Source organism: Salipiger bermudensis HTCC2601 (genome assembly GCF_000153725.1).
In the GTDB taxonomy this organism is placed as follows: Bacteria; Pseudomonadota; Alphaproteobacteria; order Rhodobacterales; family Rhodobacteraceae; genus Salipiger; species Salipiger bermudensis.
The window spans coordinates 1191742-1208935 of the sequence record NZ_DS022276.1 but is presented as its reverse complement, the minus strand read 5'-3'; the positions used below and the strand labels follow the sequence as shown (position 1 = coordinate 1208935).

General features: G+C 67.1%; 18 protein-coding genes. 14 read left to right on the top strand and 4 right to left on the bottom strand.

The window, feature by feature from the left end; genetic code table 11:
• Positions 1-200: 200 nt before the first annotated feature.
• From R2601_RS05775 to R2601_RS05720, 12 genes are all read left to right on the top strand, one after another.
• On the top strand, positions 201-1436 hold the full coding sequence (locus R2601_RS05775; protein WP_007794941.1) for an urea ABC transporter substrate-binding protein: 1236 nt from the start codon (positions 201-203) through the stop codon (positions 1434-1436).
• A 23-nt stretch (positions 1437-1459) separates the two neighbouring features.
• Positions 1460-2326: a branched-chain amino acid ABC transporter permease gene (locus R2601_RS05770; RefSeq protein WP_007794938.1), complete on the top strand. Its 867-nt coding sequence runs from the start codon at positions 1460-1462 to the stop codon at positions 2324-2326.
• 13 nt (positions 2327-2339) lie between these two features.
• The gene (locus tag R2601_RS05765; protein ID WP_007794935.1) at positions 2340-3380 is read left to right on the top strand and encodes an ABC transporter permease subunit; all 1041 of its coding nucleotides are present in this window, start codon (positions 2340-2342) and stop codon (positions 3378-3380) included.
• Positions 3377-4111, top strand: coding sequence for an ABC transporter ATP-binding protein (locus R2601_RS05760; RefSeq protein ID WP_007794932.1), 735 nt, complete (start codon positions 3377-3379; stop codon positions 4109-4111). The genes R2601_RS05765 and R2601_RS05760 overlap by 4 nt, the downstream gene beginning before the upstream one ends.
• The gene (locus R2601_RS27255; protein ID WP_007794929.1) at positions 4095-4808 is read left to right on the top strand and encodes an ABC transporter ATP-binding protein; all 714 of its coding nucleotides are present in this window, start codon (positions 4095-4097) and stop codon (positions 4806-4808) included. Before R2601_RS05760 ends, R2601_RS27255 begins: the two co-directional genes overlap by 17 nt.
• 75 nt (positions 4809-4883) lie before the next feature.
• Positions 4884-6398 (top strand): amidase, encoded by a 1515-nt coding sequence (locus R2601_RS05750; protein ID WP_007794926.1) that lies wholly within the window; start codon positions 4884-4886, stop codon positions 6396-6398.
• Positions 6399-6468: 70 nt separating this feature from the next.
• Positions 6469-6942 carry an urease accessory protein UreE gene (locus R2601_RS05745; protein ID WP_007794923.1) on the top strand — a complete coding sequence of 158 codons (474 nt, stop codon included), beginning with the start codon at positions 6469-6471 and terminating at the stop codon, positions 6940-6942.
• Positions 6939-7601, top strand: coding sequence for an urease accessory protein UreF (locus R2601_RS05740; RefSeq protein WP_007794920.1), 663 nt, complete (start codon positions 6939-6941; stop codon positions 7599-7601). Before R2601_RS05745 ends, R2601_RS05740 begins: the two co-directional genes overlap by 4 nt.
• A 15-nt stretch (positions 7602-7616) precedes the next feature.
• On the top strand, positions 7617-8291 hold the full coding sequence (gene ureB / locus R2601_RS05735) for an urease subunit beta (protein WP_007794916.1): 675 nt from the start codon (positions 7617-7619) through the stop codon (positions 8289-8291).
• A complete protein-coding gene (gene ureC / locus R2601_RS05730) occupies positions 8288-9991 on the top strand; it encodes an urease subunit alpha (protein ID WP_007794914.1) in 1704 nt (567 codons plus the stop codon). The genes ureB and ureC overlap by 4 nt, the downstream gene beginning before the upstream one ends.
• Entirely contained in the window at positions 9988-10593 is a 606-nt protein-coding gene (gene ureG / locus R2601_RS05725) for an urease accessory protein UreG (RefSeq protein ID WP_007794911.1), read from the top strand. The genes ureC and ureG overlap by 4 nt, the downstream gene beginning before the upstream one ends.
• Positions 10590-11387, top strand: coding sequence for an urease accessory protein UreD (locus R2601_RS05720; RefSeq protein ID WP_007794909.1), 798 nt, complete (start codon positions 10590-10592; stop codon positions 11385-11387). The genes ureG and R2601_RS05720 overlap by 4 nt, the downstream gene beginning before the upstream one ends.
• Here R2601_RS05720 and R2601_RS05715 read toward each other — a convergent pair.
• Positions 11377-12825, bottom strand: a complete 1449-nt coding sequence (locus R2601_RS05715) for an amidase (RefSeq protein WP_007794906.1) — start codon at positions 12823-12825, stop codon at positions 11377-11379. The genes R2601_RS05720 and R2601_RS05715 overlap by 11 nt on opposite strands.
• Positions 12826-13039: 214 nt before the next feature.
• Between R2601_RS05715 and R2601_RS05710 the strand changes: the two genes are divergently transcribed.
• Both R2601_RS05710 and R2601_RS05705 read left to right on the top strand, forming a co-directional pair.
• A complete protein-coding gene (locus tag R2601_RS05710; protein WP_007794903.1) occupies positions 13040-14068 on the top strand; it encodes a substrate-binding domain-containing protein in 1029 nt (342 codons plus the stop codon).
• 131 nt (positions 14069-14199) lie between these two features.
• On the top strand, positions 14200-14619 hold the full coding sequence (locus R2601_RS05705) for a MarR family winged helix-turn-helix transcriptional regulator (RefSeq protein ID WP_007794900.1): 420 nt from the start codon (positions 14200-14202) through the stop codon (positions 14617-14619).
• 13 nt (positions 14620-14632) lie between these two features.
• On the opposite strand, the gene R2601_RS05700 is transcribed toward R2601_RS05705, so the two are convergent.
• From R2601_RS05700 to R2601_RS05690, 3 genes are read right to left on the bottom strand one after another with little or no spacing between them, the layout of a single operon-like run.
• The gene (locus R2601_RS05700; protein WP_007794897.1) at positions 14633-15400 is read right to left on the bottom strand and encodes an HAD-IIA family hydrolase; all 768 of its coding nucleotides are present in this window, start codon (positions 15398-15400) and stop codon (positions 14633-14635) included.
• The gene (locus R2601_RS05695; protein WP_007794895.1) at positions 15397-16263 is read right to left on the bottom strand and encodes a helix-turn-helix domain-containing protein; all 867 of its coding nucleotides are present in this window, start codon (positions 16261-16263) and stop codon (positions 15397-15399) included. Before R2601_RS05695 ends, R2601_RS05700 begins: the two co-directional genes overlap by 4 nt.
• Before the next feature lie 28 nt (positions 16264-16291).
• A complete protein-coding gene (locus tag R2601_RS05690) occupies positions 16292-17131 on the bottom strand; it encodes a DeoR/GlpR family DNA-binding transcription regulator (RefSeq protein ID WP_007794892.1) in 840 nt (279 codons plus the stop codon).
• Positions 17132-17194: the final 63 nt, after the last annotated feature.

Sequence of the window (17194 nt, the reverse complement as noted above, 5' to 3'; positions counted from 1 at the left end):
CGACGAGAATGTCTTGGTTCGACGCTAAAATGCGCCGATTCTAGCCTGAAAGCGTCTGGTTCCTCATCAGGGTCCCTTGGTTTTCGGTGAAGATTTAAGCGAAAAATGTTTCTCGCATGGTGATCTCTATCGAGATATTTGCGAATTCAATAAAATGATAAAGGGTCGGGTGAGTACAAAAAACCAACAGGGACCCGACCATGACCATCCTCAGCAGACGGAAATTCCTTCACACCAGCACCGCCGCGGCGGCTGCGACGCTGGCGTCCCCGATCATCGCCCGCGCCCAGTCTGACACCATCAAGGTGGGCGGCCTGCACGACCTCTCCGGTGCGCTCGACGCGGTCGGCGTTCCGATGAACCAGGTCTTCCAGATGGCGATCAAGGAGATCAACGAGGCCGGCGGGCTGCTCGGCCGCGAGGTCGAGGCGGTGATCTACGATCCGCAGTCGAACATGTCGCTCTATTCGCAATACGCCACGCAGATGGCGCTGCGGGATCAGGTCGACGTTGTCATGGGCGGCATCACTTCGGCCTCGCGTGAGACCATCCGCCCGATCTTCCACCGCTACGACACCTTCTACTTCTACAACACCCAGTACGAAGGCGGCGTCTGCGACCGCAACGAGATCACCCTCGGCACCACCCCGGCCCAGACCGTGGCGCGCCTGATCCCCTATGGCATGAACCTCTACGGCAAGAAGGTCTACACCATCGCGGCCGACTACAACTACGGCCACATCACCGCCGCGTGGGTGAAGCGCTATGTCGAGGAAAACGGCGGCGAGGTCATCGAGACCGAGTTCTTCCCGCTCGACGTGGCACAGTTCGGCTCGACGATCTCGAAGATCCAGGGCGCGGCGCCCGACTTCGTTCTGTCGGCGCTGGTCGGCACCTCGCATCTCGGCTTCTATCGCCAGTGGGCGGCGGCCGGCATGAAGTCGGAGATCCCGGTCATGTCGACGGTGCTCGGCGCTGGCGGCTCGGACCAGCTGATCCTGACCGCCGAAGAGGGCAACGGCATCACCGCGTCGTTCGGCTATTTCGAAGAGATCGACAACCCGACCAACAAGGCCTTCCTCGAGCGCGTGGCGCAGGAATATCCCGACAAGGACTGGGTGATGTCCGAGATCTCGGAAGTCACCTACGAGGGCATGATGATCTGGGCCGACGCGGTGCGCGAAGCCGGCACCACCGAGCGCGATCCGCTGCTCGAAGTGCTGACCTCGGGCAAGGCCTACGACCTGCCGGCCGGCAAGGTGAAGATCGATCCCAAGACCCAGCACGCCATCCGCGACGTCTACATCGCCGAGCTGCAGGACCAGGTCTTCAACATCAAGGAGAGCTTCCCTGACAGCCCGCCGACCGACACGCAGATGGTCTGTGACCTGGTCGAGAACCCGGATTCGAACCAGCACTTCGAGATCAGCCTCTGATCCGAAGGGTGCAGGAGACACGTATGGATTATACAATCGTTGTCGCGCTGGAGATGGTGCGCGCCGTTGCCTGGCTGGTGTTGCTGGCCTCGGGACTGGCGATCATCTTCGGCATGATGCGCATCATCAACTTCGCCCATGGCGAATTCCTGATGCTGGGCGGATACACGGTGGTCATCTCCACCGGTCACGGCGTGAACGAGTGGATCGCCATGCTTGTCCTTGCGCCCATCGTGGTGGGCATATTCGGTGTTCTCGTGGAGCGGCTGGTGATCCAGCGGCTCTACGGCCGGATCCTCGACAGCCTCCTGGCCACCTGGGGGCTGTCGATGCTGATGATCGGCGGGGTGACGATGATCTTCGGAAACTCCGTCACCGGGGTCGCGACCCCGCTCGGCGGCATGAGCATCGGCGCCTACCAGGTGCCGCGCTACAACTTCGTGCTGATCTTCGCCGCCATCGCGCTTCTGCTGGCGATCTGGGCGGTGCTGAAATTCACCAAGGCCGGGCTGATCGCCCGTGCCACGATGCAGAACCCGGACATGTCCGAGGCGCTGGGGATCCCGACCCGCTGGGTCTACATGGCGACCTTCGGCATCGGCTCGGCGATCACCGGCTTTGCCGGCGCGCTGCTGGCGCCGCTTACCGGGGTGGTGCCGACGATGGGCGTGAACTTCATCGCCCAGAGCTTCATCACCGTGATCACCGGCGGTGCCTCGGTCATCACCGGCACGCTTTCGGCCGCCACGCTGCTGGGCTCGATCAGCCAGGGCATGACCTTCCTGACGGGTCCGGTCTACGGCGACGCCGCCCTGCTCCTCGCCGCGCTGGTGCTGCTGCGCCTGCTGCCGCAGGGCATCACCGGCCGCATCTTCAAGAAATCGCTCTGAGGGACCACGGATCATGGAAAAACCCGTCACCCGAGATCCCGGCTTCTACGTCATGGTGGCCATCGGCCTTGCCGTGATGTTCATCGCCCCGGTGATGCTGGATCTCTTCACCATCATGCAGATCACCCAGTACGTGGTGCTCTCGGTCTTCGCCCTGTCGCTGGGCTACATCTGGGGTTTCGGAGGCATCCTGAGCTTCGGTCAGGCCGCCTTCTTCGGCCTCGGCGCCTATACCTTCGCGGTGGCCTCGATCAACATGGGCAGCACCACGATCCCCATGGTGCTGGCCTTCGTCATTCCCACCCTGTTCGGCGCCGCGCTGGGCTACTTCATGTTCTACGGGCGCCTCTCGGACGTCTATCTCGGCGTGGTGACGCTGGTGGTGGCGCTGATCTTCTGGAAGCTGATCAACCACACCGCCGGCCCCGAGTACTCGATCGGCAGCGCGCGTCTCGGCGGCTTCAACGGCATTCCCTCGATCCCGACGCTGCACGTGCCCGGAGACCCCTCGGCCTGGCTCGACCCGGGCCAGATGTTCCAGGTCTTCATGGGCTTCCTGCTGGTGATCTACGTGGCGCTGCGCTTCCTCATCGCCTCGGATTTCGGCCGCGTCTCGATCAGCATCCGCGAGAACGAGACCCGGTCGTCGCTGCTGGGCTACGACGTGCGCAAGCACAAGGTCATCGTCTTCGCCATCGGCGGCGGCATTGCCGGCATCGCCGGTGCCATGTGGGCCACCTACCAGGCCTTCATCGACCCGAACTCGGTCTCGATGGAGATGTCGGCCAAGGCGCTGGTCTGGGTCATGGCCGGGGGCGTCGGTACGTTGGTCGGCCCGATCATCGGCTGCATTCTGCTGCAATGGCTGACGCTGCAGCTCGGCACAGTCGATGTGGTGAACTCGATCGCCGTGCTGGGCGCGATCATGATGGTGCTGGTGCTGGCGCTGCCCAAGGGCATCGTGCCGACCGCCCGGTCGCTACTGCTTGGCGGTTACATCCTGTGGAAGCGCAACCAAGGGCAGGCGATCTCGGGAAAGGTGGTGAAGGAATGACGACCGAACACATCCTCACCACCCGCGGCCTGACCATGCGCTTCGGCGGTGTCACGGCGGTGGACAATGTCGACTTCAACCTCCGCGATGGCGAACTGCGCTGCCTGCTGGGGCCGAACGGGGCGGGCAAGTCCACCTTCTTCAAGTGCCTCACCGGCCAGCTCACGCCGACAGAGGGCAAGATCACCTTCGCCGGGCAGGACGTGACCGGGGCGCTGACGCACCAGATCGTCAATCTCGGGGTCGGCATCAAGACGCAGGTGCCGAACGTGTTCGACGGCATCTCGGCCTACGAGAACGTCCGCCTGTCGGCCCGGCGCAAGCACCTCGCGCCGATGGCCAGGGAGCTGACCCACACCACGCTCGAGCGCTGCGGCATCACCCATCTGGCCAAGCGCGAGGTCGGCCTGCTGAGCCATGGCCAGCGCCAGCTGGTCGAGCTGGCGATGGTGCTGGCGGGCGAGCCCAAGCTGATCCTGCTCGACGAGCCCGCCGCCGGCATGACCGGGGACGAGCGCGACCGGCTGGCGCAGCTGGTGCTGGAAAGCGCCCGCAGCGCCGCGGTGGTCGTGGTCGAGCACGACATGGCCTTCATCCGCCAGATCGCCAAGTTCGTCACCGTGTTCAACCGCGGCGCCATCTTCCGCGAGGCGATGATCGACGACATCATGCAGGACCGCGAGGTCCAGGAAATCTATCTGGGGAAACAGGCCAATGTCGCAGCTGCTTGAGGTCAAAGGGCTGTCGGCGGCCTACGGGCTGGTGCCGGCGCTGCATCGCGTCGACTTTCACGCCAATCGCGGCGAGGTGGTCGGCATCCTTGGGCATAACGGCATGGGCAAGACCACGCTGATGCGCTCGATCATGGGCTACGTGAAGGTGACCGGCGGCGATATCCTGTTCGAGGACAAGTCGATCCTCGGCACCGCGGTCAATGCCCGCGCCAAGCAGGGCATCGGGCTGGTGCCGCAGGGCCGGCAGATCTTCCCCAATCTCAGCGTGGAAGAGAACCTGCACGTGGCGATCCCCGGCAACAAGGCCGAGGTCGCCCGCACCACCGACGAGATGCTCGAGCTCTTCCCGCGCCTCAAGCGCCTGCTCGACCGGCGCGGCGGCGCGCTGTCGGGCGGTGAACAGCAGCTTCTGGCGCTGGCCCGCTGCCTTGCGCGCCACCCCAAGCTGATGCTGCTCGACGAGCCGACCGAGGGCATCCAGCCATCGATCATCGACGAAATCTCCGAGACGCTCGCCGGGCTGACCAGGCAGATCGACATCACCATCGTGCTGGTGGAGCAGAACCTCGATTTCATCACCGGCCTGTCGAACCGCGTCTACGCGATCTCGAACGGGGTGCTCGAGAAGGAGATCCCGCGCGAGGAACTTACCGACGCGGGCGCGGTCAGCGCTTTCATGGGCTTCACCGCCTGATCCCGGTTCCGGCCCCGGCCCGCTGACGGGCCGGGACCCACGCTTACCCGATACATCATGACAAGGACTGAACGGATGTCTGTGAAACTTCCGAACGAGGAACAATTGGCCGAAGTCGCGGCGCGGATGGGCTTTTCGCTGTCTCCCGCCGACGTGAAATCCTTCCAGGGCCTGATGCAGGGCTATGTCGATGCCTACAACAAGGTCGACCTGATGGTCGATCCGCTGCCCGAGGTGGGCTACCCGCGCAGCATGGGCGTGCAGCCTCCGAAGGAAGAGAACGAGCTCAACGCGTGGTACGTGAAATCCACCGTCGAGGGGGCGCCCGAGGGCAAGCTCAAGGGCAAGACCGTGGCGCTGAAGGACAACGTCATGCTCGCCGGCGTGCAGATGATGAACGGCTCCTCGACGCTGGAGGGCTACGTGCCCAATGTCGACGCCACCATCGTCACCCGGATGCTCGACGCCGGAGCCACCATTCTCGGCAAGGCGCATTGCGAGTGTTTCTGCATGTCCGGCGGCTCGCACACCTCGGCGCTGGGCCCGGTCTGCAACCCCAACGATCCGACAAAGTCGGCAGGCGGCTCGTCCTCGGGCTCGGCGGCGCTGGTCGCCAAGGGCGAGGTCGATCTGGCCATCGGCGGCGATCAGGGCGGCTCGATCCGCATGCCCTCGGCGTTCTGCGGCACCGTCGGGATGAAGCCGACCCACGGGCTGGTGCCCTATACCGGCATCGTGCCAATCGAGATCACCATCGACCACGCCGGCCCGATCACCTCGAGCGTCGCTGACAACGCGCTGATGCTCGAAGTGCTGGCCGGCCCCGATGGCTATGACAGCCGCCAGATCGATGTCAGCGTGTCGGACTACACCGAGGCGCTGGGCAAACCGGTCAAGGGCATGAAGGTCGCGCTGCTCAAGGAGGGCTTTGGCCATCCGCAATCCGAGACCGAGGTCGACGAGAAGGTGCGTGCCGCGGCCAAGAAACTCGAAGAGCTGGGCGTGATCGTTGAGGAGGTGTCGATCCCGATGCATCTCGACGGCCTCGACATCTGGACCCCGATCGGCCTTCAGGGCCTGACCCAGACGATGATGCTGGGCGACGGCTACGGCACCTCGCGGCCCGACCTCTACGTGACCAGCTTCATGGATTTCCACCGCGGCTGGCGCGAGCGCGCCGACGAACTGTCCGAGACCCTGAAGCTGGGGATGCTGTTCGCGCAGTTCGCCGACGACCAGTACGGCAAGCGCTTCTACGGCAAGGCGTTCAACATCGTGAAGACGCTGCGCGCGGCCTATGACGCGGTGCTGGCCGATTACGACGCCATCCTGATGCCGACCGTGCCGATCATTGCGACCCCGATCCCCGGCCCGGATGCCAGCCGCGAAGAGATCGTGCAGCGCGCCTTCGAGATGCTGCCGAACACTGCGCCGTTCGACATCACCCATCACCCGGCGCTGTCGGTGCCCTGCGGCAAGGTCGGAGACCTGCCGGTCGGCATGATGCTGGTGGGCAAGATGTGGGATGAGGCCACGCTCTACACGCTGGGCGACGCGTTCGAGAAATCCGGCGACTGGACCGGTTGGTAAGCTCTTTCCCCGTGACCTCGCCTGTCCCCGCATCCGCGGGGGCGGGCCTTTTCCTCGAAAGGGACCGCGCATGACCGAGCATCCCCTCTCTATGCCGCTGATGCTTGAAGCGATTCTGGGCGCCGCCTCGGAGCCGCGCTGGCACGACAGGCTGCACGCGCTCGAGCACGAGGGCGGGCTGGAATTCGTCTCCATCCCCGAGGCCGACGCAGCCCGCAAGCGGATGCGCGTGACCACCGACCGCGGCCGCGACTGCGCCATTGCGCTGCCGCGCGGCCAGTCGCTCACCGATGGCGCGGTGTTGTTCCACGACGGTGGGCTGGCCATCGTGGCCCGCATCGATGGCGCGGCCCGGATGCGGCTGATCCCCGAGACGATCGACGACGCCATGCGCCTGGGCCACTGGTGCGGCAACCTGCATTGGAAGGTGGTGTTCGGCGCGGGCTGGATGGACGTTGTGCTCGACGGCCCCGAAGAACGCTACCGCGACCGGCTGCGCGACCTCGCGGGGCTGGCCCGCTTCGAGATCGCCGGGGCGGAATGAGCGCCGATAGCCTTCCCGTGATCCGCGCGATGCAGCTGGCCGACAGCGGCTTCCCCTCCGGTGTTTTCGCCTTCTCCTGGGGGCTTGAGAGCGCGCTGGCAGACGGGCAGGTCGACCGCCACAGCCTCTGCGACTGGGTGGCGACCGAGCTGCGCACCCGCTGGCACGGCTTCGACCGCGTGGCGCTGGCGGGCGGCCATCGCCTTTCCGGCGCGGCGCTCGCAGCGTGGTGCGAGACCATCGACACCATGATGCCCGTCGAACGCCTGCGCCGCGACAGCGTGCAGGCCGGCGAGGCGCTCTTCGCCTCGGCCCGCGCGGTGCGCATCGCCCTCGATCCCGGCGCGACCGAGGCCGAGCGCGCCGGCACCGGGCATTTCCCGGTCGTGCATGGCGACTTTCTGCGTGCCTGCGGGCTCGACCTGCCCACCGCGCTGATGACCTCGGCCTATGGCATGGCGCGCGGCGCGTTCTCCGCCGCCGTGCGGCTCGGCGTCTCGGGCGCCATCGCCACCCAGCGCGACCTGCTGACGCTGGCGCCGCTGCTGGCCGAGCTCTCTGCCGACATCCCGGATGACGACGCGCTGCCCTCGGGCTTCATGCCGCTGTCGGACATCGCCCTCATGCGGCCGCGCGACGGCCGGCTTTTCATCAACTGAACAGGGACGGCCCAGATGCACCTGACCCCGACCGAACTGGAGCGGCTGACCATCTTCACCGCCGCCGAGCTGGCCCGGCGCTACCTGTCGATGGGCATCCGCCTCGCCCATCCCGAGGCAGTGGCGCTGATCGCCGACGAGCTGCTGACTGTGGCGCGGCAGGGTCTGACCCATTCGCAGATCGTCAGCCACGCCGCGACCGTGCTCAGTGCCGATCAGGTCGAGCCTGGCGTGGCGCACCTGCTGCGGACCTTCTCGGTCGAGGTGTCGATGGCCGAGGGCACCAAGCTGATCACCGTGTTCGACCCGATTGCGCCCGAAGGCGACGAGATCGTGCCCGGTGAGGTGATCCCCGCGCAGGGCGAGATCGAGCTCAACGCGGGCCGCGAGCGCCGCACGATCAGCGTGCTCAACACCGGTGACCGGACCATTCAGATCCGCAGCCACGCGCATTTCTTCGAGGTCAACAAGGCGCTCTCCTTCGACCGGGAGGCGGCCTTCGGCATGCGGCTCGACCGGCCCTCGGGCGGTGGCGAGCGCTTCGATCCCGGCATCGAGAAGGAGGTCGTGCTTGTCCCCTTCGGCGGCAAGCGCGTGGTGCATGGCTTTGCCGGCCTCACCGAGGGCCCGGTCGAAGGCGGTCTCGGGGCGGCGATGACGCGGGCCAAGGCAAAAGGATACAGCGCATGAAACTGACGCGGGACGCCTATGCCCGGCTCTACGGGCCGACGGCAGGCGACATGGTGCGGCTTGGCGATACCTCTCTGTTGGCCGAGATCGAGTGCGATCACACCCACTATGGCGACGAGCTGACCGCCGGTGCGGGCAAGATCATGCGCGATGGCGAGGGCTTCTGCACCACCGGCACGCAGGCCAACGGCGCGCTCGACATGGTGATCCTGAACGCGGTGATCATCGACGCCGAGCTGGGCATCGTGAAGGGCGATATCGGCATCCGCGACGGGCGCATCGTCGGCGTCGGCAAGGCCGGCAACCCGGACATCATGGAGGGGGTCGACCCGGATCTGGTGACCGGGCCCAACACCACCACGGTGCATGGCGACAACCATTTCGTCACCGCAGGCGCCATCGAGGCGCACGCGCATTTCCTGTCGCCGCAGCAGAGCTGGCACGCGCTCGCGGGCGGCACCACCACGATGATCGGCATGTCTCCGGGGCCGAATTTCGACGTCTCCTGCTCGGGGCCGAACGTGCTTGGCAGGCTGATCCAGGCGGCGGACGAGTTTCCGCTCAATTTCGGCTTCCTCGGGCGCGGCAACTCCAACCCGGAGGCGGTGGCCGAGAGCGTCGCGGGCGGCGCGCTGGGGGTGAAGATCCACGAGGATTTCGGCGCCTCCCCGGCGGTGCTGGATGGCTCGCTGATCGCGGCGGACGCGGCGGATTTCTCGGTCCATCTCCACACCGACACCATCAACGAGTTCGGCTTCTACGAGACCACGATGGAGGCCATCGCGGGCCGTGGCATCCACATGTATCACACCGAAGGTGCCGGCGGCGGTCACGCGCCAGACATCCTCGTGGTCAACGGCTACGAGAACGTGCTGCCAAGTTCGACCAACCCCACCAACCCCTACACGCTCCCGGCGCTCGAAGAGGGGGTGCCGATGACCATGCTCGCCCACATGATGAGCTTCGACCTGCTCGAGGACGTGGCCTTTGCCGAGGCCCGAATCCGGCCGCAATCGATGGCCGCCGAAGACCTGCTGCACGACATGGGGGCGATCTCGATCTTCGCAACCGACACGCAGGGCATGGGCCGCCTGGCCGAGAACATCGCCAAGTGCTGGCAGCTGGCCTCGGTGATGAAGGACCGGGTCGGACGCCTGCCCGAGGAGACCACGGCCCGCGCCGACAACGAGCGCATCCTGAGATACATTGCCAAGTACACCATCAACCCGGCCATCGCCGCCGGCATCGACCACGAGGTCGGCAGCATCGCGCCGGGCAAGATGGCCGATATCGTTCTTTGGCCCTTCGCCTTCTTTGGCGCCAAACCCTCTACGGTGATCAAGTCGGGCACCATCGTCTGGGCGACGATGGGCGACGGCAACGGCAGTTTCCCCGGCGCCCAACCGCAGGTGCACCGGCCAATGTGGGGCGCGCTCGGCACCGCCAAGCACAAGCTGGGCGTGACCTTCGTCTCCGGGCTCGCCATCGAGGCCGGGACCGAGGCGGCGCTCGGGGTGCAGAAACCTTTCGTCCAGATCCGCTCGGTCCGGGCCCTGACAAAGCGCGACATGATCCGCAACACCGCTCTGCCGAAGATTACCGTCGATCCGCAGACGTTCGAGGTCGAGGCGGACGGGGTGCCGATGGTGGCGGAGCCGGCCCGAGAGGTGCCGCTTGCAAGACGGTATTTCCTGCGATGACCGCGGCACGGGTAGGGATTGGCGGGCCGGTGGGATCGGGCAAGACGGCACTGATCGAGGCGATGCTGCGCGAGCTGGCCGAGGCCGGCATCGACACCGCGGTGATCACCAACGATCTGGTCACCGACGAGGACGCCGAGCGTCTGCGCAAGGGCGGGCAATTGCCGCCCGAGCGGGTGCGCGCGGTGCAGGCGGGCGCCTGTCCGCACACGGTGATCCGAGAGGACCCGACGCTCAACATGGCCGCCGCCGACCGGCTCGAGGCCGAGTTTCCGGGGCTTGACTTGATCCTGCTGGAATCGGGGGGCGACAACCTCGCCTCCACCTTCTCGCCTGACCTGGTGGATTTCTGGATGTTCGTGATCGACGTGGCGGGCGGCGACGATATTCCACGCAAGAAGGGGCCGGGGATCCTGCAGGCCAACCTGCTGGTGATCAACAAGGCCGATCTCGCGCCGCATGTTGGTGTCGATTTCCCGAAGATGCTGGCCGAGGCGACCGAGGTGCGCGGTGGCGGTGCGGTGCTGCCCACCGTCTGCCGCAAGGGTGAGGGCGTGGCCGAGGTGGTCGGCCACCTGCGCCGCGAGGTGCTGTTCAAGTGAAGGACGGTCCGGGCGAGGCTCCGCAGGTCGCGCTGGTCTGCGGGCTGGCGCGAGATGGCGGAACGGCGCTGCTCGAGCGCCACGTCGAATGGCCGTGGTCGCTGCCGCGCGGCTATCGCCGGGCGGGGCGTGATGGCCCGCTCACCGTGCTGCCGCAATGCGCCGGGGCGGCGCTGCTGCCGGGGGACCGCTGGCGGCACCGTATCGAGGCGCAGGCCGGGGCGAAGGTCGACATGATCAGCGCCGGGGCGCTGCTCGTCCATGCCGACCGCAAGCGCCCACGCGTGGCGCGCTCGGACTGGGAGCTTATGGCCGGCGAGGGTGCGGTGCTGCGCCACCTTCAGGATCCCAACGTTCTGATGACCGGAGCGCGCATGGCGCAGCGTATCGACCTGACACTGGCGCCCGGCGCCACGGCGGTGCTGTTCGACGGCATGTGCCGGCAGTCTCCCGAGGCCGGGGACGCGGGCGGCTGGTGGCTTTCGGATCTTCAGGTGACGGCGCCCGGCGGCCGGGTGCTGCTGCGTGACCGCCAAAGGGTCTCCGAGGCCGATCTGGCCGGCATCCGGGCGCTGCCTGGCGGGGCGGCAGCCTTCGGGACGGTGACCATGTTGTGCGCGGATCGCGGGGCGCTGAGGCAGGCGTTCCCCGAGGGGCCGATGGCGCTGCGCGACTGCTACGCGGCCTGTGGCGCGGCGCGGGGCGGCGCGGGGCTGGTGCTCCGCATCGCCGCCCGGACGGGAGGCGCGCTCGACCGCGCCTTCCGCCATGTTCGCGAGCGTCTCAGCCCTTGAAGGGCGCGAGGTCGGGGCGGAGCGTGTGCCAGTCGGTGACCCGCTGGAACGCCGCGCCGGCCTTGAACAGCGTGGCCTCGGTCAGCGCCGGCCCCATGAGCTGGAAGCCGATCGGCGCGCCGCGGCTGTCGAATCCGCCGGGCAGGGTCAGCGACGGGAAGCCGGTGAAATCCGCGGGGGCGGTGAATTTCAGCATGTCGCCGAGGTTCTCGCCTTGGCCGGCGGTGGGGGCGCCGTAAACGTTGTCGAGCTCGGGCATCGGCGCCCCGGTGATCGGGAACAGCACCATGTCGACGCCGTGCATCGCGCGCGCCACCGAGCCATTATAGACCAGCCGCCACTGCATCGCCGCGCCAACGTCCTTGGCCGAGAGCGTCAGGCCGTAATCCAGCAGTTCGGTGAGGTGCGGGGCGTAGCCGTCGCGCTGCTCGGGGAAGCGGCCCTGATGCGCCAGCGCCACCTCGATGGCGCAGAGCACCGTCCACTGGTCGACCGCCTCGGTGGGCCATGGGAACGAGATCGGCACGATCTCGGCGCCGAGCGACTCGAACACCGCGATGGCCTCGTTCAACACCTGGGCGGTCTCCGGGGCGGCGGCGTCGATCACCGTGGCGCGGTCGAGCCCGATGCGCAGGCCGCGGATCGGCTCTGTGCAGGCGGCGAGGTAGTCGGGCACCTCGGCCAGCAGTGCGGTGGGGTCGTTGGCGTCGGCCCCGGCGATCGCCGTCAGGATCGCGGCGCAATCCTCGGCGCTGCGCGCCATCGGCCCGACATGGTCGAGACTGTCGGCCAACGCGAAGACGCCGTGCCGGCTGACCCGGCCCCAGGTGCCCTTCATGCCGGTGATGCCGCAGCTGCCCGAGGGAAAGCGGATCGAGCCGCCGGTGTCCGAGCCGGTGGCGCCGAAGCACAGGCCCGCCGCGACCGAGGCACCAGAGCCCGACGAGGACGATCCGGCCCAGCACTTGGGGTTCCACGGGTTCTTCGGCACCGACATCTTGTCGTTGTGGCCGGAATAGGCGCCCTCGGTCATGCCGAGCTTGCCCATGGTGATACAGCCCGCCTGCTCGAGCCGCTCTGTCACCGTGGCGTTGCGCCCGGTCTCGTTGTCGCGCAGCAGGTCGAGCCCGGCGGAAGTGGGGGCGAAATCGGTTTCGCAAAGATCCTTGAGGGCAAAGGGAATACCGTGCAGCGGGCCACGGTCGAGCCCCGCGGCGCGCTCCTTGGTGGCGGTCTCGGCCTGCTCGAGTGCGCGGTCGCGTGTCACGGTGATATAGGCGGTGATCTTGTCCTCGACCTCGTCGATGCGCGAGAGCACGGCCTGCGTGACCTCGAGCGGAGTGGCCTGACCGCTGGCGATCAGGGCGCTGGTCTCCATCAGCGACAGATCGGGAATGTCTCGGGTCGACAGGTCTGCGACCTTGGAATGTGCGTTCATGGAACATCTCTCTGGTTGCGTCATAATTACTAGAAATGGAAAATAACTAATTTGCAAATGATGCGCTGTGTGAGATCGGAAGCGTCAAATTTATGGAGTCCCGGGCCGAAAATGTGATTAAGAGATGTGCATATGCCGCTTCGGGCAGAGCGCGAGTTCCACATCCTTTGTGGGGAGTCACAACCTGCGCTACCGATTCCATATGAAAGTCGGCTTGATCCTCTCCCATCACGGCCTTGCCGGTCTCTGGACTCTCGGGTGCCAGGGCGCGGCCTTCCTCGCGGCAGCAGAGCTCAACGCCTCGGGCGGCGTGCTCGGCGAGGAGATCGAACTGGTCGAGATCGATTCCGGCGACACCCAGGCGAGCGCCTTCGCCGCCGCGCGGCGGCTGGCTCTTGAAGAGAATGTCGACGCGGTAATCGGCCTCCAGTCGAGCGATCTTCGCCCCGCGGTGCGCCGCGGGCTGGCTGGCCTCGCGCCCTACATCTACACTCCGCATTATGAGGGTGGCTTCTGCGGGCCCGGCACCGCGCAGCTCGGGATCACCGATTCCGAGGTGCTGAACCCGAGCCTCGAATGGATGGCGACCCACCGCCATGCCCGCCGCTTCTTTTTCGTCGGCAACGACTACATCTGGCCCCGCGTTGCCCACGGCACCACAGATGAGGCGATCCGCAACGCCGGCGGAACCTTTGTCGGGCAGGCCCTGATGCCCTTCGGTCAGCGCGACTACGAGGCGACGCTGGCACAGATCCGGCAGGCCCGCCCCGACGTGGTGGTGATCGCCATGCTGGGCGAGGACTCGGTCTGCTTCAACCGCGCCTTCGCCGAGGCCGGGTTCAGCCGGCGCATGGTGCGGCTCAACCTCGCCTTCGACGAGACCCAGCTTCTGGCACTGGCCGATGGCGCGTCCGAGAACCTGTTCGCGGCGCAGTCCTATTTCGACACCAGCCGCGGCAACGACCGCGATGCGCTGGCCGAAAAATACGACGCCTGCTACTCGGGGCAGCGCCCGACGATGACCGCGAACTCGGTGCAGTGCTACGATGCGATCTACCTAGTCGCGGCGCTGGCGCAGCAGGTCGGGCGGGTCGATGGCTGCCAGATGGCGCATTTCCTGCGCCCGCGCCTGTCGCGCGACAGGGCTTACCAGATGATCGGGCGCAGCGATGCCGACGCCCGTGTCCGGCTGGCCGAAGCCGAGGGTGTCGATTTTGTCGTGCGGAGGGCCTTTCAGGCCTGAGCGCGGCGCAAAAACGTGGCAAGCTTGCAACCGACACCCTTGGCGTCGGGGTATTTGTATTTTCAAATGTTGTGGCTTTCTCTAATCGCACCGCTATACTCAGTGACAGCGCGGGTGCGCGAGGAGGTACCATGGCAGATCCCAAGTTTACCGAGCAGCTCGGCTACCTGATCGCGCGCGCGAACCGGCTGATCGAGGAAGACCTTTCCAAGCGCCTGCAGTCGAACGGCATCGCCATCGAACAGTACCGCGTTCTGAAGTCGCTCGAGGAAGAGGGGCCGCTGCCGATGGGCCGGCTTGCCGAGCGGGTCCTGGTCGAGCCCGCGACCCTGACCAAGATCATCGACCGCATGGTGCGCGACAACCTCGTGTTCCGGGTGCCGGACGAGAAGGATCGCCGCAAGGTGCGGGTGGCGCTCTCGGCCAGCGGCGTCGCGATCTGCCGCCAGCTCGAAGGCATTGGCGACGACCACGAGAAACACATCGCCGAGACCCTCGGCGAGGGCGAGCTCAAGGACGTGCGCCGCATCCTCTTCGGCCTCGGGACCTGATCCCGACCGCCGCTCAGACCGGCCGGATCTCGGCCAGCCGGTCGATCACCTCGTGCAGCGGATCGTCGGCCTGCGCCACGTGGCGCGGGTTGGTGGTGATGCGGAAGCCGCGGATACCTGCCGCCGCAGCGGCCCGGATGTCCGTCGAGACCTGATCCCCGATCATCACCGTCTCTTCGCGCTGCGCGCCAAGCAGCGTCATTGCCGCCTCGAGCAGCGCCGGTTGCGGCTTGCCGAGGATGACCGGCGTCGTGCCGGGCACCGCCGCAGTGAACAGCGCCACGAGCGCGCCGACACAGGGCTCGAACCCGTCCTCGACCGGCGACAGCAGGTCGGGATTGGTGGCGATCAGCGTCGCGCCGTTGAGCAGCGCATTGGTGGCGCAGCGCAGCTTGGTGTAGCTCAGCTCGTAATCGGTGCCGAGCACCACCAGATCCGCCTGCGCGTCTTGCACAACGGTGCCGCCGGCCTCGACCACCGCGAGGGCCAGCGCCGCGCCGCCGATCACGTAGACCCGGGCGCCGGCGTGGCGCTCGCGCAGGAGGCTCTTGAGCGCCTCGATGGGGGTGATGACGTGGCTCGGCGCAACGGCAATGCCGAGCCGGTTGAGGATGCCGGCGAAATCCTCGGCGGAGTGGGCGGAGTTGTTGGTGACGAAGGCCAGCGGCACACCGCGGCCGCTCCAGGCGCGCAGCGTCTCGACCGCCTCGGGGATCGGCTCCTCGCCGCGCCAGACGACGCCGTCGAGATCGGAGATGATGGCGCGGATCGGGGCGCTCATGCCTGCGCTCCTTTCGCGTGCTGCCCGGCGCGCACGCTGCGCGGCGTGGCCTGGAAGTGGCGCGAGAAGCTGCGCGAGAAATGCGACACACTCTTGAAGCCCGTGCGATAGGCGACTTCCGAGATCGCCAGCCCGCCGCGACTGTCGGCAAGCAGCATCTCGTAGGCGGCCTGCAGGCGGCGGGTGCGGATGAAGCCGGCGACGGTCTCATTACCTTCGGCGAAGAGCGCGTAGAGGTAGCTGCGCGACACGCCCATGGCGCGGGCGATACCCTCGGGCGCAAGGCCCGGGTCGCCCAGATGGCGCTCGATATGCGCGACGATGCGCTGCCGCGTGCGGTTGCGCCCTGTGCGACCGAGATTGCCCTCCTGCTCGCCCTCGCTGCCGATCATCAGCGCGATCAGCGCCACGAGTTCTCCGGCCAGCGCCTCGGGGCGCGGGGCGGGGCTCTGACGGAACACCTGGAGGGTGGCCGAGAGCGTGCGCGCCACGAGTGCAGCCATCTGGGGATGCGGGGCAAAGCGAGCGCCCACATGGGTGTCGACCGCGACCAGCCGATCCTCAAGCGCAGCCGCCGGGAGCCGGACCCGCCATTGCGACAGGTCGCCTTGCGCACGCAGCTCGTAGAACCGGTCGCTGCGCAGCAGCACGTAGCCTCCCGGGCCGACCTCTCCGGTCAGCCCGGCCTGGCAGAAGGAGAGGCTGCCATGGGCGGGAAAGATCAGGTCGTATCCGGGCGCGGCCACCGGGGTCTCGCCGTTGATGTGGCGCGACAGCCCCTGTCCCTGGCGCAGGATCTCGATCGGGCCGAGCGCCATGCGGCTCTCGGGCGGCAGGGACAGGCCGGTCTGCTGGATGGACATGGGAGGGTTCCTCGGACGGGGCGGGCGCTCAGGAGGCCTGCGGGTGGACAACGTCGACGTCGTTTGCGGCCAGCGCGGCGGCCAGCGGCCCCTTGGGGGCGGCGTCGGTGATGAGGAGGTCGATCTCGGACCAGTTGGCGATGCGGGCCAGCGCCGGGACGTCGAATTTCGTGCTGTCGGCGACGATGGCGACCCGCACCGACTGGCGCACCATGCGCCGGTAGATCCCGGCGGCGTGGTCGTCGATGTCGTGCACGCCGAGCACGTCGAGACCCGAGGCGCCGATGATCGCCCAGTTGGCCCGGTAGCGCGACAGCTCCTCGATGGCCTGAGGGCCCCACGTGTAGCGTTCGGTGGCATGCAGGCGCCCGCCGAGCGAGATGATCTGCAGGGTCGGCCCGTCGCAGAGCGCGGCGGCGACATGATGGTCGTTGGTGATCGCGGTGACGTGCTGGCAGCCGGAGGCGATGTGCCGCGCCGCGTGCCAGACGGTGGAGCCGCTGCCGATCATCACCACCTGTTTCGGCGCGATCATCGCGGCCGCTTCGGCGGCAATGCGGTCGCGGGCCTCGACATTCATGATCTGGCGCTCGGCCACCGGCGCCTCGAAGCGCAGCGGCCGTTCGGCGCCGCCATAGGTGCGGCGCAGCAGGCCGCGGCGGTCGAGATCGATAAGATCGCGGCGGATGGTCTCGTGCGAGACGTCGAGCATCTGCGCCAGTTCCGAGGCGCGCAGCATCGGCTGGGCCTGTAGTTCGGTCAGAATGCGGTCCTGCCGGTGGACGCGCGCGCGTCGCAAGGTGGGAGGGGGCGGTTTTTCGAGCATCTCGCGGTCGTGATTGAAATCCGGTGCCGCGCGGAGCGACAAATTAATTCTTCAATTCGAAGTTTGAAAATTCAAGCAATCTGTCGAGAATAGAACAGGCGCCCG

Coding starts and splice junctions, on each gene's coding strand:
- ureB (WP_007794916.1), top strand. CDS start 7,617: ATGCACCTGACCCCGACCGAACTGGAGCGGCTGACCATCTTCACCGCC.
- R2601_RS05700 (WP_007794897.1), bottom strand. CDS start 15,400: ATGAGCGCCCCGATCCGCGCCATCATCTCCGATCTCGACGGCGTCGTC.
- R2601_RS05695 (WP_007794895.1), bottom strand. CDS start 16,263: ATGTCCATCCAGCAGACCGGCCTGTCCCTGCCGCCCGAGAGCCGCATG.
- R2601_RS05770 (WP_007794938.1), top strand. CDS start 1,460: ATGGATTATACAATCGTTGTCGCGCTGGAGATGGTGCGCGCCGTTGCC.
- R2601_RS27255 (WP_007794929.1), top strand. CDS start 4,095: ATGTCGCAGCTGCTTGAGGTCAAAGGGCTGTCGGCGGCCTACGGGCTG.
- R2601_RS05705 (WP_007794900.1), top strand. CDS start 14,200: ATGGCAGATCCCAAGTTTACCGAGCAGCTCGGCTACCTGATCGCGCGC.
- ureC (WP_007794914.1), top strand. CDS start 8,288: ATGAAACTGACGCGGGACGCCTATGCCCGGCTCTACGGGCCGACGGCA.
- R2601_RS05765 (WP_007794935.1), top strand. CDS start 2,340: ATGGAAAAACCCGTCACCCGAGATCCCGGCTTCTACGTCATGGTGGCC.
- ureG (WP_007794911.1), top strand. CDS start 9,988: ATGACCGCGGCACGGGTAGGGATTGGCGGGCCGGTGGGATCGGGCAAG.
- R2601_RS05740 (WP_007794920.1), top strand. CDS start 6,939: ATGAGCGCCGATAGCCTTCCCGTGATCCGCGCGATGCAGCTGGCCGAC.
- R2601_RS05750 (WP_007794926.1), top strand. CDS start 4,884: ATGTCTGTGAAACTTCCGAACGAGGAACAATTGGCCGAAGTCGCGGCG.
- R2601_RS05715 (WP_007794906.1), bottom strand. CDS start 12,825: ATGAACGCACATTCCAAGGTCGCAGACCTGTCGACCCGAGACATTCCC.
- R2601_RS05760 (WP_007794932.1), top strand. CDS start 3,377: ATGACGACCGAACACATCCTCACCACCCGCGGCCTGACCATGCGCTTC.
- R2601_RS05775 (WP_007794941.1), top strand. CDS start 201: ATGACCATCCTCAGCAGACGGAAATTCCTTCACACCAGCACCGCCGCG.
- R2601_RS05745 (WP_007794923.1), top strand. CDS start 6,469: ATGACCGAGCATCCCCTCTCTATGCCGCTGATGCTTGAAGCGATTCTG.